The sequence below is a fragment of the Croceicoccus sp. BE223 genome (assembly GCF_031457155.1).
Classification (GTDB): domain Bacteria; phylum Pseudomonadota; class Alphaproteobacteria; order Sphingomonadales; family Sphingomonadaceae; genus Croceicoccus.
Genome location: NZ_JAVDWB010000002.1, coordinates 25,548 through 47,084, shown reverse-complemented (window position 1 = coordinate 47,084; position 21,537 = coordinate 25,548). Strand labels below are relative to the sequence as shown.

Below are 21,537 nucleotides of genomic sequence, written 5' to 3'. Positions count from 1 at the left end.
GCGTCCCCGCTGCTCTTTTGCACGCCGAGCCGTCAACGGGCGTGGCAACGCGCGAGAACATAGCACCGTGCCACGGTTGTAATGGTTGCCCGCAGACACCATTTAAGGTGTAGCTACCAGTCGCAATCGACGGTCACCGCTCCCCGCACCGGGAAGCCCTTTCCTTCAGTTTCGCCTCATAGTCGCAGCGGGGTCAATTCTGGCGCCCTGCACGCAAACCGAAGGAATGAAACATGACTCATTTTGGCAAGATCAAGAGCTACGACAGCAGCTCCGGCACGGGCTCGATCTCTCCGGAAGAAGGCGGCGAGGCACTCCGCTTCAAGAAGGCCGACCTGCAGCAGCAGGGTCAGGTTCCCAAGGTCGATCAGCGGTTCAGCTACGCGACCAGCGAGGTCGACGGTGGCAGGAAGCGTGCCGTGAACCTGCAGCATCAGCAGAGCGCTGGCGAAACGCGCGAAGATCAGGCGCGCACCCAGCACGGCTGATCACGACCGCGGGGCCGGGGCGCTGACCACTCCCCGGCTCACGCTCGATCCACCTTCCAAGGATTGTTGCCATGCCAATGAACCGATTTCTCTTCGATCACCAGCTTGCGGCCATGAAGGTCGACCGTTCGGGAACGGCCGAAGAGCGCAAGGAGGCCGCGGACCTGATAGGACGGCGTGCAGAGCGAATGGCCACCTGGCGGACGGCGAATGGCCTCTCGGGTCTCGGTTGGCCTCAAGACGAGCGAAACTCAGATAAGGAGGACGATTGACATGAGCGCCCTGCCAACCGCAGCAGCTCCCGACCAGCCGCAAACGGGCAGATGGGAGAACGAGGGTGGTGCGTTGAACGCGCCAGATCCCTCGCCGTTGCCCGACGGAGTCGTTGCCGTCACCTCCGTCCGATATCGCGTCGGATATTACTCCTATTCCAAGCTGGAAGACGCGTTGGCGGAGCACGCTCGCCAGACGGGCAGACAAACCCGATAGGTTCAGCTGCGGCAGTCAGCGATGGCTTTTGTGCGAATGCACGCTGACAGCGGACAACCCCATGGCCGATAACGGCCCGCTCGCCACTCCAGCCAGCCTCAGAACACCGGATCGAAGTCCGGCCGCAGGTCGCCGTCAGGGGTGAGGCCGGGCACTTGGTGGATGCCGCATTCGGTCTTGTCCCACCCGCGCCAGCGGCCCGAGCGGGGGTCTTCGCCCGGCGCGACGGTGCTGGTGCAGGGCATGCAGCCGATCGAGGGATAGCCTTGCGCCACCAGCGGATGGCGGGGCAGGTCCTGCTCGTCCATGTAGGCGAGGAGGTCCTCGCGGCTCCATCCGATCAGCGGGTTGACCTTCAGCCGACCGGCGGTGTCGGCGGTGTCGATCTCGAAGATCGGCAAGTCGGCGCGGGTCGCCGACTGGAACGCCTTGCGGCCGGTGATCGACGCATCGTAGTGCGCCATTGCCCTCGCCAGCGGAATGACCTTGCGGATCTCGCAGCAGCCGTCGGGATCGTACGACCAGCGCAACCCGCTCTCGTCCTTGGCGGCGAGGTCGGCGGCATCGGGCGTCAGGTTGATGACGTTGGTCAGCCCCAGCGTCTCGATCAGCCGGTCGCGATAGGCCAGGGTTTCGGGGAAATGCTTGCCGGTTTCCAGGAACAGGACCGGCACGGCCTTGTCGACCTGTGCTGCCAGATGGAGCAGGACCGAGCTTTCCGCGCCGAAGCTGGAGACCAGCGCCACGCGCCCCGCGACCTCGTCGACCAGCACGGCGCGCAGCACGTCGAGCGCCGAGGCATGCGCATAGCGCGCGTTGAGCGCGGCGGCATCCTCCGGCGTGAAGCGCGCACCGGTGTCGATCCGGTCGAGGCGGCGGGCGGCTTCAGGCATCGGCCTTCCCGTGGCGCAGGTCCCAGATCGGGATGCGGCCGTCGGTGGTCTTCTGGTAGACGTTGTCCCAGCGTTCGAGCGCGGTCTTCACGTCGGCGTCGTTCATCGGCTTTTCCGGCTCGAACGCATCGAAGCCGCAGCGCCGCATCGCGGCCAGCTGGTCCACCGCAACGTCGCCGACGGCGCGGATCTCGCCCGTGAAGCCGGCTTCGCGCAGGATGCGCGCCGCCGAATAGCCGCGCCCGTCACTGAACACGGGGAAATTGATTTCCACGCGGCTGATGTGGGCGAGGTGGGGCAGGAGTTCGCGCGCGTCGTCGCCCGGCTCGATCCGGACCGCGCCCGCATTGGTCTGCTCGGCGAAGCTGTCGACGGTGACGGCTGGGCTTTCAGACGGTTCGTCGTCGCGAAAGCGGAGAAGCTCAGCCATAGATGGCCTCCTTGAACGGATCCATGCCGATGCGGCGGTAGGTATCGAGGAAACGCTCGCCCTCGGTCCGCTGCGCGAGGTACACGTCGGTGGCCTTTTCGACCGCATCGACGATGCCGTCCTCGTCGAAGCCCGGCCCGGTGATCTTGCCGAGCGAGGTGTCCGCCGCCTCGCTGCCGCCGAGCAGGAGCTGGTAGTTCTCCACCCCCTTCTTGTCGACGCCGAGGATGCCGATGTGGCCCGCGTGGTGATGGCCGCAGGCGTTGATGCAGCCGCTGATCTTCAGCTTCAGTTCGCCCAGTTCGCCGGTCTTGCCGGTGCTCGCGAAGCGCTGCGCGATCTTCTGCGCGACGGGAATCGAGCGCGCGTTGGCAAGGCTGCAGTAGTCGAGGCCGGGGCAGGCGATGATGTCCTCGATCGTGTCGAGATTGGCCGCCGAAAGGCCGTTGGCGTCGAGCACGTCGAACAGGTCCTTTAGCCGCGCCTTCTCGACGTGGGGAAGGACGATGTTCTGGGTGTGCGTCACGCGGCACTCGTCGAACGAGTATTCGGTGGCGAGATCGCCCATCAGCCGGATCTGGTCGGCGCTGGCATCGCCGGGGATGCCGCCGACGGGCTTGAGCGAAATGACCGCGCTGACGTAGCCGGGCGCCTTGTGCGCGACGGTGTTGTTGTCGACCCACAGCGCGAAGTCCGGATCGCTGCGGTCGATCTCTTCGGACAGGCCCGATTTGAAGGCGGGGTCCGCGAAAAAGGGCTTGATCCGCTCCAGCTCGGCCTGCGGCGGCTCGATGCCCTGCGACAGGAGATGCGCGAACTCCTCCTCGACCTGGCGGGCGTATTCGTCCTTGCCCAGCTCGTGGACGAGAATCTTGATCCGCGCCTTGTACTTGTTGTCGCGCCGGCCGTAGCGGTTGTAGACGCGCAGGCACGCCTCCGAATAGGTGATCAGCTGGTCGAGCGGCACGAAGTCGCGGATCAGCGGGGCGACCATCGGCGTGCGGCCCATGCCGCCGCCGACGTAGAAGGCGCAGCCGATCTCGCTTGCATCATTGCGCACGATCTGGATGCCGATGTCGTGCAGGCGCATCGCCGCGCGATCGGTATCCGACGCGATGACCGCGATCTTGAACTTGCGCGGCAGGGCGGTGAATTCGGGGTGAAAGCTCGACCACTGGCGCAGCAGTTCGGCATAGGGCCGCGGGTCGATCAGCTCGTCCGCGGCGGCGCCGGCGAAATGGTCCGAACTGATGTTGCGGATGCAGTTGCCGCTGGTCTGGATCGCGTGCATCTCGACCTTCGCCAGGTCGGCGAGGATGTCGGGCGCATCCTCCAGCTTGATCCAGTTGTACTGGATGTTCTGGCGGGTGGTGAAGTGGCCGTAGCCGCGGTCGTACTTGTCCGCAATGTCGCCCAGCACCTTCATCTGCGCACCCGACAGCGTGCCATAAGGCACCGCGACGCGCAGCATGTAGGCGTGGAGCTGCAGGTAGAGACCGTTCATCAGGCGCAGCGGGCGGAACTTCTCTTCGGACAGTTCGCCCGACAGTCGGCGGCGGGTCTGGTCGCGGAATTCCTCGACGCGGGTGTCGACCATCTGCTGGTCGTAGTTGTCGTAGCGATACATGTCAGATCACCCAGTTGCCGGCTTCGGGATCGGCGGGTTTCAGGGTCAGGTCGGGGCGGACCGTGGGGCCAAGGGCGCGGATGCGGTCCTTGATGTGGGCGGGGCGCACGCCGTTCGCGTCGCTCGTCGCGTCGATGGCATAGGCGCTGACGACATGGCGCATCGCTTCCTCGCGGGCGATGATCTCGTCCGCCTTGTCGCCCACGTCGACGGCGTCGTTGACATGGCGCGACCAGCCCTGGCCGTCCCACCAGGTGACGTCGCCGGTCTTGAGATCGTTTCCGGTGAGAATCTTCATTGTTCTGCTTTCACGGCTATGGCGGCGAGCGTGGCGTCCCGTTCGCGGGTGACTTCCCCGATGACGATGAGCGCGGGGCTCCTGACCTTGTGACCCTCGACCAGCGCGGGAAGGCCCGCCAGAACGCCGCGAAGGACTCGCATTTCAGGGCGGGCCGCATTTTCGATGACCGCGACCGCCATGTCCGGGGCGAGGCCGTCGGCCATCAGCTTTTCGGCGATCTGCGGCGCGGTCTTCACGCCCATGTAGATGACGAGAGTGCGGCCGACGCCGGCAAGGCCCGACCAGTTCTGGTCGGACAGGCCCTTGCACTGGCCGGCGACGAAGCTGACGACGCTGGCATGGTCGCGGTGGGTCAGGGCGATTTGTGCGGCCGCGCCGGCGGCGTTGGCGGCGGAAATGCCGGGCACGATCTCCACCGGGACGCCGGCGGCGCGGCAGGCCTCGGCCTCTTCGCCGCCGCGTCCGAAGACCAGCGGATCGCCGCCCTTCAGGCGGACGACGTCGTTACCGGCCAGCGCCTCCCGCACCAGGAGGGCGCAGATGTCTTCCTGCGGCATCGTGTGATGGGCCCGGCGCTTGGCGACCGAAACCAGCCGCGCGCGCGAGTGCGCCATGGCCAGGATCGCCGGTTCGACCAGGCCGTCATGGACGATGAGCCGCGCCTCGGTCAGCAGGCGCGCGGCGCGCAGGGTCAGCAGGTCTGGGTCGCCGGGCCCCGCCCCGACGAGGAAAACGCGGCCGATCCTTGCGGACGGCTGGGTGGTGCCGGAATGTGCCATGGGGGGCAGATGGCCCCTTGCCGGCGCGAAGGCCAGCCAGAATGGTTTGGCGGGGGCTTAGCTGCGCTTTAGCCGCCCCCTTCATCGCCCGCTGGCCGCGGGTCTGCGGCGTTCAGGCCATCGACCCGCTGCGCGATGGCATCGACCAGCCGGTCGAACTGTTCGTTGCCGCGCAGGTTGATGTCGCGCTGCGGGAAGGGGATCTCGATGCCCTTTTCCTTGAACAGGTCCCACAGCTTCTTGAGCACTTCGGACTTCACGTTGCCGACGCCCATTTCCGGGTCGCGGATCCAGCAGTGAATGGTGAAATCGACCGAACTGTCGCCGAACCCGTTGAGCCAGACCGAGGGTGCGGGCAATTCCAGCACGCGCTTGCAGGCCTTCGCCGCCTCCAGCATCAGGTCCTCGGCCACGTGGATGTCGCAGTGGTAGCTGATGCCGACCGGTACCTGGATGCGCACGTTGCGGCTGGAGAACGACCAGTTCTCGACCTGGTTGATCATCAGATTCTCGTTCGGGATCAGGTATTCGCGCTCGTCCCGGGTGGTCACCGAGATCGCGCGGATGCCGATCTTGCGGATCTGGCCGAAGGTCTCGTTCCCCGCCATGTCGGTGACGGCGATGACGTCGCCCGGCTTGATCGAACGGTCCATCAGCAGGATCATGCCGGCGATCAGGTTGCCGAAGGTCTTCTGTAGGCCGAAGCCGATGGCCAGGCCGAAGGCGCCGGAAAAGACGGCAAAGGCGGTGAGGTCGATGCCGAGCAGGTCGACCCCGACGAGGATGGCAAAGGCCCAGACGGCGAGCGTGACCAGCTTCTCCACCAGCAGGCTCTGCGTCGGGGACAGCCGCGTCATGCGGCCCAGCGCGATGTGCGCGCCCTTGCTGGCGACGCGGGCGAAAACGATCACCGCGGCGATCACCATGATCACGACGAGCAGGCCCCACAGCGAGAGGTGCGTGTCGCCGATGGTGAAGCCCATCGAATCGAGCCAGTCGACGACCTGGCCCACCGTCATCGACTGTTCGGACACCGCGTCGCGGATCTGGTCCGCGCCCTTTACCGCATCGTCCGTCTGGGTGGCGGCGGCAGTGGCGGCGGGCGTGACTGGGGCGACGGCGATGGCGCTGGCAGAGGGCGAGGCGGCAGGCAGGGACGGGGCGATGGTCACGGGCGCGGTCAGATCCTGTCGAGGGCCTGTTCGAGATCGGCGATGAGGTCGCCGGTATCTTCCAGCCCGATCGACAAGCGTACCCCCAGGGTGGCGGCCGGGTCCACCCCGGCGGGCGGCCAGGGGCTGACCGACCGGTCCCTGGCCGGATCGACGGGGAGCGCGAGGCTTTCGAAGCCGCCCCACGAATAGCCGATGCCGAAAAGCGCCAGCGCGTCGACGAAACGGGCGCGGGCGGCGGGGTCGGTGGTCTTGAGGATCAAGGAAAACAGGCCGCAGCCGCCGCTGAAATCGCGCGCCCACAGGTCGTGCCCCGGCGCGCCGGGTAGCATCGGGCAGAGCACGGCGGCGATTTCGGGCCGGGCGGCTAGCCACGTGGCAATGGCCAGCGCGCTCTCGCTCTCGCGCTTCAGCCGGACGTCGAGCGTGCGCAGGCCGCGAAGGGCCAGCGCCGCATCGTCGGGCGAGACGACCTGCCCCATTTGCTGTGCGGTGCGGCGCAACCGGGGATAGAGCCGCTCGTTGCCGGTCGCCGCGCCCATCATAAGGTCGGAATGGCCGCCGACATGCTTGGTCAGCGCATTGACCGTGCCGTCGATCCCCATGGCCAGCGCGGCAAGGCCGGTCGGCCCGCTCCAGGTGTTGTCGAGCATGACCCACGCGCCCGCCTCTCTGGCGATGGCGGCAAGGGCGGGCAAGTCGCAGACCTCGAACGACAGCGAGCCGGGCGCCTCGAGGAAGACCGCCTGCGCGCCCTCTGCCACCAGCGCCCGGAAGGCGTCGAGGTCGAGCGGGTCGAAGAACGTCGTGCGCACCCCGAACTGGCGCAGCAGGCCCAGCCCCATGTTGCGGGTGGGGTCGTAGGCGTTGTCGGTGACCAGCAGCCGGTCGCCGGGGCGCAGCACGCTCATCAGCGCACCCGCGATGGCGGCCACGCCGGAAGGGTAAAGGATCGTGCCGCAAGCGCCCGGTTCGAGCGCGGTCAGCGCCTCTGCCAGCGCCCATTGCGTCGGCCCGCCGCGCCGGCCATAGAAGAACCGCCCGTCCTCGTTCGCCGCGCCCTTGCCCTCCGCCAGCGCGGCGCAGTCGGCGTAAAGATGCGTGCTGGCGCGCCAGACGGCGGGGTTGACGGTGCGGCCGGGCTGGCCGGGCACGCCGGTCCATTCATCGCGCCGTCCGCCGGTGACAACCTTGGTCGCCGGTTTTAGGCCGGGATCGTCGTTCGCCATGTCACGCCGGGCCGGTCGCCTTGGGCGTGGCGGGATCGGCGGCCCACTCGCTCCAGCTTCCGTCGTAGAGCGCGCTGTCCTTGCCGATGCGGGCCAGCGCCAGCGACAGCACTGCCGCCGTCACGCCCGATCCGCAGCTTGTCACGACAGGGCGCGACAGATCCAGCCCTGCGCCGATGAACTCGGCCTCGATGCCGCCAGCGTCCTTCATCGTGCCGTCCGCCTCGTAGAGCATGCCGATCGGCAGGTTGCGCGCGCCGGGGATGTGGCCTGCGGGCTGGCCGGGGCGGATTTCCTCGCCCTCTCCGGTAAAGCGCGCCGCGCCGCGCGCATCGACGACCTGTTCGGCGCGGCTGTCGACATTGGCGAGCATGTCGGACTTGTCGCGCAGCAGGGTATCGTTCTGCCGCGCGGTAAAGGTGGCGGCTTGCCATCGTGACGTGCCCTGTTTCTCGGGCCGCCCCTCGGCCTTCCACTTGGCGAGACCGCCGTCGAGCACCGCGACATCCTTGCCGAACAGGCGGAACAGGAACCATAGCCGGGCGGAGGAATGGAGCGCGCTGTCATCATAGAGGACGACCGTGCTGTCATCGCCCACGCCGAGTTCGCCCATCCGGCGGGCGAACTGTTCTGCCGTGGGCACCGTGTTGTCGAGGCCCGAGGACGGGTCGGCGATGGTGGCGAAATCGACGAAGCGCGCGCCGGGAATGTGCCCGGCGGCATGTTCGGCGGCGGCATCGCGCCCGGTGTCGGCCAGGTGATAGCTGGCGTCGAACACGACGAGGGCGGGATCGCCCAGCCGGTCCGCGAGCCAGGCAGTGGAAACGAGTTGCGCCATGATCGGCCTCCTTTGCATCAGCGTTAGCGCGCCCTTGCCCGCTTGAGCAAGCGGCTCGCCCGTGCGAAAGGCAGCGACCATGACCGACGAACCGACCAGCCCGCTGAACCCGCTGCACCTGGGCCAGGCGAGCGCGCTGCCCGCCTCGCCCGACGCGGCGGTGCTCGACTACGTGCCAAACCCGCGCCGCGGCTCGCTCTATACCGTGCGCTTCGCTGCGCCCGAGTTCACCTCGCTCTGCCCGGTGACCGGCCAGCCCGACTTCGCGCACCTGGTCATCGATTATGCGCCGGGCGAAGAGATCGTCGAATCGAAATCGCTGAAGCTGTTCCTCGGCTCGTTCCGCAACCATTGCGGCTTTCACGAGGACGTGACGGTCGGCATCGGCCAGCGGCTGGCCGACGAGATGAAGCCGCAGTGGCTGCGCATCGGCGGCTACTGGTACCCGCGCGGCGGCATCCCCATCGACGTGTTCTGGCAGACAGCGGCGCCGCCGACGGGCCTGTGGGTGCCCGATCAGGGCGTCGCGCCCTATCGCGGGCGGGGCTGACCGGCCCGGCCTTCAAAGGCTCGCCAACCGGCGCAGATGGCGGGTTGGCAGGTGCGTCCGCACCCGGCTAAAGGTTTCGCCCGCGACTATCTCCTCCTGCGCGAGTCACCCCTTCGTCCATGTCGACCCATATCATCAGCCTGGCGGGCATCGTCGTCATCCTGGCGATCGCCTTCGCGCTGTCCACCGCGCGGCGGCGCATCCGCCTTCGCGTCGTGGGCGCGGCCTTCGCGCTGCAGGCGCTGATGGCGCTGCTGGTGTTGCGCACTCCGTGGGGCGCGGCGGTGATCGCGGCGATGAGCCGGGGGGTCTCGCACCTCCTGGGTTATGCGGGCGAGGGCACCAAGTTCATCTTCGGACCGCTCGCCGATCCGCAGATAGGCGGCAATTCCTTTGCCATCGCGGCGCTCACCGTGATCATCTTCTTCGCCAGCCTCGTCTCGGTGCTCTACTACCTCGGCATCATGCAGCTCGTGATCCGCTGGGTCGGCGGCGCGATCGGCTGGGTCACCGGGATCAGCCGGGTCGAGGCTCTGGCGGCGGCGGCCAACATCTTCGTCGGCCAGTCGGAAAGCCCGCTCGTGGTGCGGCCCTACCTCGCCGGCCTCGCGCCCAGCCGCCTGTTCACGATGATGGCGGTCGGCATGGCGGGTGTCGCCGGCACGATCCTGGCCGCCTATGCCTCGCTTCTGGGCGAGGAATACCTGCCCTACCTGCTCGCCGCCGCGTTCATGAGCGCGCCGGGCGGCATCCTGATGGCCAAGATCATCATGCCCGATCTCGACGACGCGGCAGAGCCGGAGCAGGGCGAACTGGCCCTTCCGGAATCGCGCCGCGCGGGGGAAGCGGGAGCCGCCCTGATGCCGGAGGACGGCCGCGCCCACGACGTGCCCGACGCGCATGACGACGAGGAGAAGCCCGCCAACATCCTGATGGCTGCGGCGCAAGGCGCGCAGACCGGCGTCAAGATCGCGGTTGCGGTCGGCGCGATGGTGCTGTCTTTCGTCGCGCTGGTGGCGCTAGCCAACGGGCTGCTTTCGGGCGCGGGATCGCTCTTCGGGCTGGAGGGGCTGACCTTTCAGCGGATGCTCGGCTGGATCTTCTCGCCGGTGATGTTCCTGCTCGGCATTCCCTGGGAAGAGGCGCGGGTGGCGGGCGGCCTGTTCGGCACCAAGATCGTGCTCAACGAATTCGTCGCCTTCATCGACCTGGGCCAGATCGGCGCCGGGGTGCTGAGCGACCGGGCGCGGGCCATCGTCACCTTTTCGCTCTGCGGCTTTTCCAACTTCTCGTCGATTGCGATCCAGATCGCGGTCATCGGCGGGCTTGCCCCCAGCCAGCGGCCGGTCGTCGCGAAGCTGGGCCTTCGCGCCCTGGCGGCAGGCTCGCTCGCCAATCTGATGAGTGCGGCGCTGGCCGGGCTTTTCATCGCCTGACGGGGCGGCTAAGCGCCACGAAACAAGTTTCACCGGAAACTGACAGTCCAACGGAATCCGATTGCCATGACCGACCAGATCGCTGCTGTCTCCCTCGACGAACCGGTCGAGCAGCTTGCCGCCCGGCTGGGTGCGAGCTTCGAGGAATTCGGCTTCGCCATCGTCGCCGACCACGGCATCGACGTGGCCCTGATCGAGCGGGCGGAGGCGATGTCGCGGGCCTTCTTCGCGCTGCCCGAGGACGTGAAACGTGCCTATTTCATCCCCGGCGGCGGCGGGGCGCGGGGCTATACCCCGTTCAAGACCGAGGTCGCCAAAGGGTACGACAAGAAGGATCTGAAGGAGTTCTGGCACGTCGGTCGCACCCTTCCCGCGGGCGATCCGCTGGAAGCGTTCATGCTGTCCAATGTCTGGCCGTCCGAGATCGCCGGTTTTCGGGAGACCTTCGAGACGCTCTACGCCGCGTTCGAGAAGGCGGGGGCGCGGATCCTGTCGGCCATCGCGGTTCACCTCGGCCTTGCGCCCGACTGGTTCGACCCGACGATCGAGAAGGGCAATTCGGTGATGCGGCTGTTGCATTACCCGCCGATCGAGAATGCCGACGGCGCGGTCCGTGCCGCTCCGCATGGCGACATCAACACCATCACGCTGCTGCTGGGGGCGGAGGAAGCCGGGCTGGAACTGCTCTCGCAGAAAGGGGAGTGGATCCCGGTGCAGCCACCCAAGAACGCGCTGGCGGTCAACATCGGCGACATGCTCAGCCGCCTGACCAACGATCGGCTGCGCTCCACCATCCACCAGGTTCGCAATCCGGTGGGCGAGGGGGCGACGCGGTCGCGCTACTCGATGCCATTCTTCCTGCACTTCCGTCCCGACTTCGTGATCGAGACGCTGCCGTCGTGCATTGATGCGGCGCATCCGGACCAGTATCCCGATTCGCTGACGGCGCACGATTTCCTCGCCATCCGCCTGCGCGAGATCGGCTTGATGTGACATCGACCGGTCGGTTCGGCGGGATCGGTCACAATTCTGTCAGATGGTTTCGGTGGAAATCATTTTCGCCGCTCATGTTGCATTGCGGCAACAGCTTGCATTTGTGTCAATAAATCAAGACGATACCTTGTAGATCAAGATGTTAATTCTCGCATGCGGCCGGGATTGCGGCGTTTGCGCGACACCGGCGGCATTGCAGTCGCGAAACAGAAAAAATACCGCCCCAAAGGCCTCGCCAGCACCGCCGCGATTGTCGGCGAGGTGCCATCGGATCGTCTATCTGGGGACAGTGTCGCAATGAAATTCAAGTATCTTCTCGCCGCGTCGGTGGCGGGCTTCACCGGGGCGGTCGTGCTCCCCGCGCCGGTCATGGCGCAGCAGATCACCTCGGGCGTCGAAGGCACGGTCCTTGCCGAGGACGGCACGGCGATCCCCGGCGCGACGGTCGTGGTGAAGGACGAGCGCACCGGCGCCGCGCGCACCGTCACCACCAGCATGGCCGGCAGCTTCCGAGCCGATTCGCTGACCACCGGCGGCCCCTACACGATCACGGTCACCGCGCCCGGTTACGAGGGCCAGAGCCTTCCCGACCAGACCATCAGCCTGCAGGGCAACACCGCCTTCACGTTCCGCCTTTCCCCCGCCGCCGGCGAAGAGAACGTCATCGTCGTCAGCGGCTCGCGCGTGCAAGTCACCCAGCTCGCCGTCGGCCCCGGCACCAGCTTTGGCGAGCAGCTGCTGGAAACCGCGCCCACCTTCAACCGCGACATCCGCGACGTCCTGCGCCTCGATCCGCGCGTCAACCTCGCCCGCGACGATCTGTCGGGGCAGGATCGCATCTCCTGCCTGGGCGGCAACGACCGCTCGAACGCCTTCACCATCGACGGCATCAGCCAGTCGGACGTCTACGGCCTCAACGACAACGGCTTCGCCTCGCGTTCGTCCGCGCCGCTGCCCTATGACGCGGTGCGCGAAACGCAGGTGCAGTTCGCGCCCTTCGATGTCGACTACGGCAATTTCACCGGCTGCGCGATCAACGTCGTCACCAAGTCGGGCTCGAACGACTACCACTTCGGCGGATTCTTCGAATATTCCGACAACGGCATGCGCGGCAAGAAGGTCGCCGACCAGACCGTCGGCGCGATCGAGCCCGAGAAGCGCTACGGTTTCTATCTCTCCGGCCCGGTGATCAGGGATCGCCTGTTCCTGTTCGGCGCTTACGAGCACCAGGAGGCCGGCGGCCCGCAGGAATACGGCCCGCGCGGCTCGGGTGCGGCCAAGGAGCTGGGGTCGATCTCGCAGGACCAGTTCGACGAAGTTTCCGAGATCCTGTCGCGCGTCTACGGCGTCGAGACCGGTCCGGTCGCCTATTCGCTGCCTTACGAGAATGACCGCTACTTCGTGCGCGGCGATCTCCAGATCAACGACGATCACCGTCTGGAGGCGACCTACCAGCACCTCGAGGAACAGACCGTCAAGACTGACGACTTCTTCACCTCGACCAGCTCGTCGCAGCTGACCGGCGTCAACACCTTCTACAACAGCGGCACGAAGTCGGACTATTACTCGGTCCGTCTCTACTCGCAGTGGTCGGACATGTTCTCGACCGAAGCGCGCTATTCGCGTTCGGAAGTGACCGACAAGCAGGACCCGATCGGCGGTTACGAGGCGCAGGGCAGCAACCCGACGCCCCGCATCATCGTCGGCATCGACAACCCGACCGGCCCTGATGGCACGATCCTCGCCGGCCCCGGCCTCAACCGCTCGGCCAACTCGCTCAGCACCGGGATCGACCAGTTCCGCTTCGCCGGCAGGCTCGATGCGGGCAACCATCAGCTGAAGTTCGGCGCCGAGCTGAACCGCGCGGCGATCAACAACCTCTACGTCTTCAACGCGACCGGCACGCTGGTCTTCCGCAACGTCGAGGATCTGCGCGACGGCGTGATCTCGCCGGGCCTGTCGGGCAACGGCAACACCTCGACCACGCCGGCCAACGTCATCCCCGGCAACACCGCGGGTGCCTTCGCCAGCTACACCCCGACCGGCGACGTGACGACCGCGGCCGCCGCGTTCAAGCGCGATATCTGGTCGGTCTTCGCGCAGGACGAATGGCAGGCGACCGATGCCCTGTCGCTGACCGCCGGCGTTCGCGTCGACTGGTACGACACCAACGAGCAGCCGGCCCTGAACCCCAACTTCGTGGCGCGCTACGGCTTCCCCAATACCACGAGCTTCTCGAACCTCGATCCGGTCATCATGCCCCGCCTTGCCGCGACGTATGACCTCGACGACTTCGGTGCGTTCAGCCGTGCGCAGCTGCGCGCCGGTGTCGGCGTGTTCTCGGGTGGCGATCCGCTGGTCTGGTTCGGCAACGCCTACCAGAACAACGGCGCGAACTATGGCCAGACGACGAGCAACGATGCCGCCTGCGCCGGCCAGGATCTCAACGTGCTCCAAGGCGGCCAGTTCACCGGCATCCCGCAGTGCGTGCTCAATTCGGCGGCGGCACAGGGTGCGGCGGGCCTCGCCGATACGCAGTCGATCGACCCCGACCTGAAGATGCCCACGGTGATCCGCGCCAACCTCGGTTTCGCCTCGGACATCGACTTTGCCGAAGAAGGCCTGTTCAGCGCTTGGCACGTCAACGTCGACTACATCTACAGCCGCTATCGCAATCCGCTGTCGGTCGTCGACCTGTCGCAGACGGTGAACCCGGCGCGCGGCGTCGATGGCTACACCATCGACGGCCGCCCGATCTACGCCGCGATCGACCCTACCCGATCGGGCTGCGACGCGACGCTGGTCGATGCCGGCACGGTCACCTGGGAAGGCGTGACGGCCTCGTGCTTCGGCACGTCGCGCGATGACGAGATCATGCTGACCAATGCCGGCAGCTACAGCAGCCAGATCGCTTCGTTCATCCTGTCGCGCCATACCGAAGGCGGCCTGTTCACTCCGAACGGTTCGGTTGATTTCAGCTTCGGCTACGCGTTCACCGACAGCAACGATCGTCGCAACATGTACAATTCGACGGCCACGTCGAACTACGACTATGTTGCCGCGTTCAATCGCCAGAATCCCGAAGTGTCACGCGGCTTTTATGGCAGCAAGCACAATTTCAGCGTCAACACCTCGTTCAAGGAAGAGTTCTTCGCTGACCTCGCGACCCGCCTCAACGTCTCGTTCGTCGCCAGCTCGGGCCGTCCGTACAGCCTGACCTTCACCGGCGGCGGCGTCTTCAACGACTCCGCTTCGGGCAACGACAACGCGCTGCTCTACATCCCGGCAGGTTTGAACGATGCGAACATCTCGCCCTCGTCGAACGCTTCGGCGGTAGAGGCTCTGTACGAATTCACGCAGGGCCTTGGCTGCGCGAAGAAGTACGCGGGCAGCACCATCGCTCGCAACACCTGCGAGAACGACTGGTATTTCGACGTCGACCTCTCGCTGTCGCAGGAGCTGCCCGGGCCGGGCCGCCTCTTCGGCCGCGACGACAAGCTGAAGGTCTACGCGATGTTCGACAACTTCCTGAACTTCCTCGACAAGGACTGGAACGTCAGCCGTCGCCGCAACTTCGCGGGCGTGCAGGACATGGCGAGCCTTTCGGGCATCGACAGCGAAGGCCGCTACATCATCTCCGCCTTCAACACCGGCGCGTTCGACAGCGACAACGAGATCAAGACAACCGCTTCGGTGTGGCGTCTGAAAATCGGCGTCAGCTACGACTTCTGATCGATAGCGCTTGTTGACGACAATCGTTGAGTGCGCTGGCGGCGGCATCCCGAAACGGGTGCCGCCGTTTGCGTTTCCCTCGTTCCCACGGCAGGACCGCACCATGCACAAGGTCATCCTCTCGCTTCTTCTCGCCATCTCGTTCGCAATCCCGGCGCATGCCTGGGGTCCGACCGGCCACCGCGTCGTCGGCCAGATCGCCGCCGACAACGTGAACGGGCGGACGAAGGCGCAAATCGCGCTGATTCTCGACCCCGGCGAGGGACTGGCCGAAGCGGCGACCTGGCCCGACGAGCAGCGGTCGGACCCCGATCCGTTCTGGCAGAAGACCTCTACCCCCTGGCACTACGTTACCGTCACCGGGCACCCCGAGTGGCGCCCCACCGACGCGCCGAAGGAGGGCGATGCGATGACCGCGCTGCAGTCCTTCACCGCCACCTTGCGCGATCCGAAGGCAAGCCGGGCCGACAGGGCGCTGGCTCTGCGCTTCATCGTCCACATCGTCGGCGACCTGCACCAGCCGCTTCACAACGGGAAGGGCGACGATCGCGGCGGCAACGAAGTCGCGGTCACCTGGTTCGGCGAAAGGGCCAACCTGCACAGCGTCTGGGACAGCAAGCTGATCGACGGCAACGGCCTGAGCTACACCGAATATGTCGCGCGGCTGGAGCGGCGCATGACCCCGGACCGGACGATTGCGTGGTGGAATGCCGATCCGCTTGTCTGGAACCGCGAGAGCATCGCCTTGCGCGATCGGATCTACCCCGCCGAAAACGCGCGCGATCTCGGCTATCTCTACCAGTGGCAATGGCGCCCGGCAGCCGAGGAGCGGATGGCGCAGGCCGGCATCCGCCTTGCCGCCTATCTCGACAAGGCCTTTGCCGACTGAACGGGTTCAGACGGGGATATCCTCGAACCGCATGCCGCGGCTGATCAGCAGTTGCAGCAGGATCCGCGCCTGCGCCGGACGCCAGCGCCCGCCGTTGAGGATGCCGCGCTTGCCAAGGTCGATGTCGCCGCCCGCATAGGCATAGCTGTTGCTGAGGGTCGGGCCCATGCCGACCCGGCTGGTCATGACCACCGGCTTCAGACGCGCCAGCCGTTCCAGTTCCTGCGCCGCGCGCGCCGAGACATGGCCGCCGCCGACGCCGCTGATGACCAGCGCGTCGATCTCGGGCGCCTCGAACAGGCGGATGGCCTCTGGCTCGAGGTCCAGCCCCGCCTGCAGGATCGGCACGACCGGAATGCGGGCCGACGCCTCGCCCAACGTCAGGTGCGGCAGATCGACCAGCGAGGCCATCTCGAAGCGCACGACGTCTTCGGTGACGTGGCCGATCGGGCCGTAGGGTTCGGATGAAAAGGCGTGCGGGCGCCCGCTGTGCACCTTGCGCACGAAATGTCCGGCGTGGATCTCGTCGCCGAACAGGACCATGACGCCATGTTGCCCGGCCTGCGAATGGCTGGCGACGCGGATCGCGTTGGCAAGGTTGGCCGGACCGTCCGCGCCGATGCTGTCGGCACTGCGCATTGCGCCCGTGACAACCACCGGAATGCCCCCGCGGCGCATCAGGCCAAGGGCGAAGGCCGTTTCCTCCAGCGTGTCGGTGCCGTGGGTGACGACGACGCCGGCGACACCCTCGGCTTCCGCCCCGGCGATCGCGCGGCACAAGTCGGCGACATCGGCCAGCGTCACGCTCGCGCTGGGCTTGAGCGTCAGGTCCTGCCGCTCGACGACGACGCCGGATGGCAACGGCGTGCTGCCGGCCAGTTCCTCGGCGCCGTCTTGCGGCGTCGATCCGCGTCCTTCCTCGCTCCGCATGGCGATCGTGCCGCCCATGGCGATCAGGCGGATGCGGACGGGCTTATCGGTCATGGAGCGGGCACTTTGCGGAATCAGGATCGGGATGCGGGCGCAGGGTCTGGAGACATGCCCCGTACCCAGGCATGCCATCTAGGCCGCTTTGTCCCGATTTCCATCCGAAACTCGCCGCTCTGCCGTCTTCATACGACGGCAGGATCGTCGAACGGCCTGACCTCCCCCTCTGGACAGGCCGCTCCGCTCAGAACTCGAACGTCACTTCCGCGCCGTATGTGGTCGGCGCGTTGATCGTCCCGAACGTCCAGAGCGCCCCGGTCGGGACCGGCATCGTGGAGCCCGGCTCCACCCCGAACGTCGTGCCCACGTCCAGAACGTGCTGGAAGTAGTCGGTGCCGGTCAGGTTGCGTCCGAAGACGGAAACCTTGAAGTTCTCCGCCTTGTACGAGACCGAGCCGTTCAGCAGACCGTAGCTGTCGATGAGGCCGGGGTTCCGGCCGCCGGGCAGGTTGGTGTGGGTATTGAGCGTGTTGGCGACGATGTAATAGTCATCCTTCCACGAATAGTCGGCGGCAAAGATCAGCGAGTTGCCGTTGTCGAGCATGTATTCGTAGTTAACGTCGGCCTGGACGGTCCAGTCGGGCGTGCGGCGCAGTTCGAAGTCCGACTTGTCGATCGGCGCGAGCTGGCCGGCGTTCGGGCCGGACAGCAGCGGGGCCTGATCGAACCACTCGTCGTACTTGGCGTCGAGATGGCCGATCGCGAGACCGAAGGTCAGACCCTCGACCGGCATGAGCCGCGATTCCAGCTCGAAGCCGCGCAAGGTGGCGCGCCCGGCGTTCTGCACGATGGTAACGGTCGCCCCGCGCGGATCGGGGAAGACCACGTCCTCCTGCTTGTCCTTGTACTTGGTGTTGAAGAACGAGCCGTTGACGATCAGGCGATTGTCCAGCCACTCGCTTTTGAAGCCGACTTCCCAGTTCTCGACCGCTTCGGGATCGTAGGGCCCGAGTGTCAGCACATCGTTGCCGCGCCCGTTGAAACCGCCCGAACGGAAGCCTTCCGAGTAGGAGGCGTAGACCAGCTGGTCGCCGAAATCGTAGCTCACCCCGATCTTGGGCGTGAACTTCTTCCAGGTTTCGCGCCCGGTCGCCGTTCCGCCGCCGGGGATGGCATTGCTGAAGCTGGGGTCGTTGCGCCGCTCTTCGCTGCAATCGCCGTAGGATACGAGATAGGTGCGGTTGTCCCGCGGGCCCTGTCCCAGGCCGCCGCAGGCCGTCTTCTTGTCGACGAGGTAACGTCCGCCCAGCGTCACGACGAGATCGCTGACCACTTCCCAGTCGACCTGGGCAAACGCGGCGTAGCTCTTCGCGCTTTGCTGGTAATCGGTGCCACCGACCTCTCCGCCGAAGAAGAACGTCTGCTGGTTGATGTTGTAATTGCTGTCGAAATAATAGACGCCGGCGACGACCTTTGCCGGACCGAGATCGCCCTGGTAGCGCAATTCGGCCGACATCTGGTCGATATCCTGCGGCCTGATCGTGTCGAACAGGCGTGCCTCCACCCCGTCGAATTCCTGGATCGCGTTCTCCCTGGTGTCGCGATAGTTGAACACCGCGTGGAATTCGTGCCCGTCGGCGAATTCGTAGCGGCCGTTGGCCGTGATCGAATGGGTGTCCAGTTTCGCCTTCTGGTCGAGCGCGGTGGTCGGGCGGCGATGATAGGAAGCGTCGCTGGCCGGTGCGCCAAGCCCGCCCAGGCCACCGAACAGTTCGTTGGCTTCCGTCAGCGAGGTGACCGGGCGGGTCGGGGTCCGGTCGCGGATGTAGTCGTAGACGAGGGTCAGTTCACCGCGATTGCCGAGTCCGAACTCGACCATCGGGCTGACCATGATGAGGTCGTTGTTGCCCTCGCGCTTGTCGCGCGTGATGTTGTGGAAATAGCCGCCACCGTCCAGCCGGACCGCCGCGACCTTGGCCTTGATCGCGCCATCGGCAAAGGCGGGCAGGTTGAGGACCCCCTTGATGTCGAACTGGTCGAACCGGCCGTAGGTGACGGACAGCTTGCCGCCAAGTTCGCCGGTGGGCCGGTTGCGGCGGACATGGATCAGGCCGCCGATGGTGTTGCGGCCGAACAGGGTGCCCTGCGGCCCGCGCAGCACTTCGATCGTCTCGGCATCGAAGATGTTCAGCAGGGCGCCGGTGGTCGACGCGAGATAGACGCCGTCGAGGAAAACGCCGACGGGCGGATCGAAGCTCTTTTCCACGTCGTTGAGCTGGATGCCGCGGATCGCGATCGCGGCGGTGCCGTTGCCGAGGATCGGATCGACGATCAGGTTCGGGGCGATGCTGCCGAGATCGAGGAGGTCGCGGCTGAACTTCTGCTCGATCAGTTCCTCGTTGAGCGCGGTGACTGGCACGGCGACGTCCTGGACGTTTTCCGCGCGGCGGTTGGCGGTGACGATGATCTGCCCGAAGCCGCTTTCCGATTGCGAGGCTTCCTGCCCCGCCGCGTCCTGCGCGAAGCCAGGCGCCGCCATGGCCAGCAGCGCGATTGCGCTAACCGAGGTCGTACAACGAGCCAAGGCACGAAACTGCATGACAATCCTCCCCATTGACGCTTTTCTGGGATGAAGACTATATCGATCTCGATATATGTCAATGATGCTCGTCATGGTGGCTTGATGCCGCCAGGATCGACAGGGCAGGACAGGCGAGAGGCGGGCGATGCGGCGATTTCACCTCGGGCAGATCGTGATCGGCGCGCTGGCCTTGCTGACCAGCGGATGCGCCGGTCGCGAACCTGGCGTCGGCGGCGCATCGCTGTCCTCGACCGACGATTTTGCCACGTCCGCCGGGTTGATCGCCGATCGTGACAGCCTGCCTGGCGCAAAACTCTACGCCGAAAATTGTGCGGCCTGCCACGACGGCGGAGTCGCCAAGGCACCGCACTTCCAGTGGCTGGAGATGATGTCGCCCGCCTCGATCGTGGCGGCGCTGACCGCTGGGGTGATGGCCGAGCAGGGCGCCATGCTGTCTGCCGACGAAAAGCTGCGCGTCGCCGAATACATCACCAGGGTCGACCTGTCCGCCGGCCTGCCGCCGGTTGCCTACGCGGCACGGTGCAGCGGCAGCGCCGCCGCCTTCGATCGCACCAGGCCGGTGGTGAAGGCAGGCTGGGGGCATGACATCCGTCGCTTCGTTCCGGCATCGCCTGGCGGCCTGACCGCTGCGGACATCGATGGTCTGCAGCTCAAGTGGGCCTACGCCTTCCCCAATGCCACGAAGGCCCGTTCGCAGCCCGCGATCGGCTTCGGCGCCGCCTTCGTCGGCAGCGACGACGGAACGGTCTATGCCTTCGATCTCGAAACCGGCTGCGGGCGCTGGACCTTCAAGGCTTCGGCCGAAGTTCGCACCGGGATCGTGCTGGTCGACGGCCAGCGGCCCATGGCCTACTTCGGCGACCTGACCAGCAAGCTTTATGCCGTCGATGCGCTGACCGGCGAACTCGTCTGGTCGCGCCGCATGGACGACCATCCCAGCGCGACACTGACCGCCACGCCTGCCTATCACGAGGGCATGCTCTACGTGCCGGTCTCCTCGCTCGAGGTCGTGCCTGCCGCGGATCCGGACTACGAATGCTGCACGTTCCGCGGCCATCTCGACGCGATCGACGCCGCCACCGGCGAACGGCAATGGCAGTTCTGGGCCATACCGGAAGAGCCGCGCCGGACCGAGATCGACGGCCGCGTCAGCATCGCGCCGTCCGGAGCGCCGATGTGGGCCAGCCCGATGATCGATGCCAGGCGGGGCGTGCTCTATGCCGGAACGGGCGAGAACTATTCGACCCCCGCGGACGCCAACAGCGATTCGATCTTCGCCATCGAACTCAAGACCGGGGGGCGGGTGTGGCACCGCCAGACGATCCAGGGCGATGCGTGGAACGTCGCCTGCATGATGGCCGACAATCCCAACTGCCCGCCCGAAAGGGGGCCGGACTTCGATCACTCGTCCTCGGCGCTGCTGGTCGATGTCGGCGGCGGCAAGGAGGTGCTCGCCGTCGGGCACAAGAACGGGGTCGTCTATGGCCTTGACCCGGATGCCGGCGGCCGCGTGCTGTGGGAAACGAAGATCGGGCGCGGCAGCATCCAGGGCGGGGTGCATTTTGGCATGGCCGCCGAGGGCACGACCATCTACGTGCCGATCAACGACATGAACAACACCCGCAACGGCAGCGTGCTGGATCCGACGCTGGCGCGGCCCGGGATGCACGCGGTGGACGCGCGCACCGGCAAGAAGCTGTGGAGCCAGGTCCAGACCAACGTCTGCGGCAAGGATCGACCCTTCTGCGATCCCGGCGTCTCGGCGGCGGTGACAGCCGTGCCCGGCGCCGTCATCGCCGGCCACATGGACGGCTGGATCCGCGCCTATGCGCGCGACACCGGCACGCGACTGTGGGAGTTCGACACCGCCCGCAAGTTCGCGACGACGAACGCGATGCCGGGGCACGGTGGCAGCATGTCGGGGCCGGGCGCGGCGGTCGGTGACGGCTTCCTGGTGATCAATTCGGGCTACGGCCTGTATCAGCACGAGGCGGGGAACCTGTTGCTGGTCTTCGCCAGGAAGCCCTAGCCGTTCGCGAAATGCTGCCTGCGAACCGGCCGCGGCGCGTAAAATGCGGGGTGACCGCCGGGCATTATATCGATATCGATAGGTATTGGCATCGTCCGCGACATCCCATAGGGTCGCCGGCAGGGACGAGGCT

The 21,537-nt window shown here is 66.5% G+C and carries 18 protein-coding genes; 8 read left to right on the top strand and 10 right to left on the bottom strand.

Annotated features, from left to right (window positions below; translation table 11 throughout):
- Positions 1-233: 233 nt before the first annotated feature.
- Both J2X37_RS04225 and J2X37_RS04220 read left to right on the top strand, forming a co-directional pair.
- Entirely contained in the window at positions 234-488 is a 255-nt protein-coding gene (locus J2X37_RS04225; RefSeq protein ID WP_310018177.1) for a cold-shock protein, read from the top strand.
- A 77-nt stretch (positions 489-565) separates the two neighbouring features.
- Positions 566-760: a hypothetical protein gene (locus J2X37_RS04220; protein ID WP_310018175.1), complete on the top strand. Its 195-nt coding sequence runs from the start codon at positions 566-568 to the stop codon at positions 758-760.
- 315 nt (positions 761-1,075) lie between these two features.
- Here the strand turns inward: J2X37_RS04220 and J2X37_RS04215 are convergent, their stop codons facing one another.
- From J2X37_RS04215 to J2X37_RS04180, 8 genes are all read right to left on the bottom strand, one after another.
- Positions 1,076-1,870, bottom strand: a complete 795-nt coding sequence (locus tag J2X37_RS04215; protein ID WP_310018174.1) for a phosphoadenylyl-sulfate reductase — start codon at positions 1,868-1,870, stop codon at positions 1,076-1,078.
- Positions 1,863-2,300, bottom strand: a complete 438-nt coding sequence (locus tag J2X37_RS04210; RefSeq protein WP_310018172.1) for a DUF934 domain-containing protein — start codon at positions 2,298-2,300, stop codon at positions 1,863-1,865. The genes J2X37_RS04215 and J2X37_RS04210 overlap by 8 nt, the downstream gene beginning before the upstream one ends.
- Complete coding sequence (locus J2X37_RS04205) at positions 2,293-3,927, bottom strand: nitrite/sulfite reductase (RefSeq protein ID WP_310018170.1); 1,635 nt, start codon at positions 3,925-3,927, stop codon at positions 2,293-2,295. Before J2X37_RS04205 ends, J2X37_RS04210 begins: the two co-directional genes overlap by 8 nt.
- A gap of 1 nt (position 3,928) precedes the next feature.
- On the bottom strand, positions 3,929-4,225 hold the full coding sequence (locus J2X37_RS04200; protein WP_310018168.1) for a DUF2849 domain-containing protein: 297 nt from the start codon (positions 4,223-4,225) through the stop codon (positions 3,929-3,931).
- Positions 4,222-5,007 (bottom strand): uroporphyrinogen-III C-methyltransferase, encoded by a 786-nt coding sequence (gene cobA, locus J2X37_RS04195; protein WP_310018166.1) that lies wholly within the window; start codon positions 5,005-5,007, stop codon positions 4,222-4,224. Before cobA ends, J2X37_RS04200 begins: the two co-directional genes overlap by 4 nt.
- Positions 5,008-5,075: 68 nt before the next feature.
- Positions 5,076-6,191, bottom strand: coding sequence for a mechanosensitive ion channel family protein (locus J2X37_RS04190; protein ID WP_404979600.1), 1,116 nt, complete (start codon positions 6,189-6,191; stop codon positions 5,076-5,078).
- Positions 6,188-7,408, bottom strand: coding sequence for a cystathionine beta-lyase (gene metC / locus J2X37_RS04185; protein WP_310018164.1), 1,221 nt, complete (start codon positions 7,406-7,408; stop codon positions 6,188-6,190). The genes J2X37_RS04190 and metC overlap by 4 nt, the downstream gene beginning before the upstream one ends.
- A 1-nt stretch (position 7,409) precedes the next feature.
- The gene (locus J2X37_RS04180) at positions 7,410-8,246 is read right to left on the bottom strand and encodes a sulfurtransferase (protein ID WP_310018162.1); all 837 of its coding nucleotides are present in this window, start codon (positions 8,244-8,246) and stop codon (positions 7,410-7,412) included.
- 79 nt (positions 8,247-8,325) lie between these two features.
- On the opposite strand from J2X37_RS04180, the gene queF reads away from it, so the two are divergent.
- From queF to J2X37_RS04155, 5 genes are all read left to right on the top strand, one after another.
- A complete protein-coding gene (gene queF, locus J2X37_RS04175) occupies positions 8,326-8,796 on the top strand; it encodes a preQ(1) synthase (protein ID WP_310018160.1) in 471 nt (156 codons plus the stop codon).
- 119 nt (positions 8,797-8,915) lie between these two features.
- Complete coding sequence (locus tag J2X37_RS04170; protein ID WP_310018157.1) at positions 8,916-10,232, top strand: nucleoside transporter C-terminal domain-containing protein; 1,317 nt, start codon at positions 8,916-8,918, stop codon at positions 10,230-10,232.
- Positions 10,233-10,298: 66 nt separating this feature from the next.
- On the top strand, positions 10,299-11,225 hold the full coding sequence (locus J2X37_RS04165) for a 2-oxoglutarate and iron-dependent oxygenase domain-containing protein (protein WP_310018155.1): 927 nt from the start codon (positions 10,299-10,301) through the stop codon (positions 11,223-11,225).
- A gap of 297 nt (positions 11,226-11,522) precedes the next feature.
- Positions 11,523-14,957, top strand: a complete 3,435-nt coding sequence (locus J2X37_RS04160; RefSeq protein WP_310018153.1) for a TonB-dependent receptor — start codon at positions 11,523-11,525, stop codon at positions 14,955-14,957.
- A gap of 103 nt (positions 14,958-15,060) precedes the next feature.
- The gene (locus J2X37_RS04155; protein WP_310018151.1) at positions 15,061-15,846 is read left to right on the top strand and encodes a S1/P1 nuclease; all 786 of its coding nucleotides are present in this window, start codon (positions 15,061-15,063) and stop codon (positions 15,844-15,846) included.
- Positions 15,847-15,852: 6 nt separating this feature from the next.
- On the opposite strand, the gene J2X37_RS04150 is transcribed toward J2X37_RS04155, so the two are convergent.
- The gene (locus J2X37_RS04150; protein ID WP_310018148.1) at positions 15,853-16,830 is read right to left on the bottom strand and encodes an asparaginase; all 978 of its coding nucleotides are present in this window, start codon (positions 16,828-16,830) and stop codon (positions 15,853-15,855) included.
- Between the two features lie 187 nt (positions 16,831-17,017).
- Entirely contained in the window at positions 17,018-19,372 is a 2,355-nt protein-coding gene (locus J2X37_RS04145) for a TonB-dependent receptor (protein WP_310018145.1), read from the bottom strand.
- Positions 19,373-19,499: 127 nt separating this feature from the next.
- On the opposite strand from J2X37_RS04145, the gene J2X37_RS04140 reads away from it, so the two are divergent.
- On the top strand, positions 19,500-21,404 hold the full coding sequence (locus J2X37_RS04140; protein ID WP_310018143.1) for a PQQ-binding-like beta-propeller repeat protein: 1,905 nt from the start codon (positions 19,500-19,502) through the stop codon (positions 21,402-21,404).
- Positions 21,405-21,537: the final 133 nt, after the last annotated feature.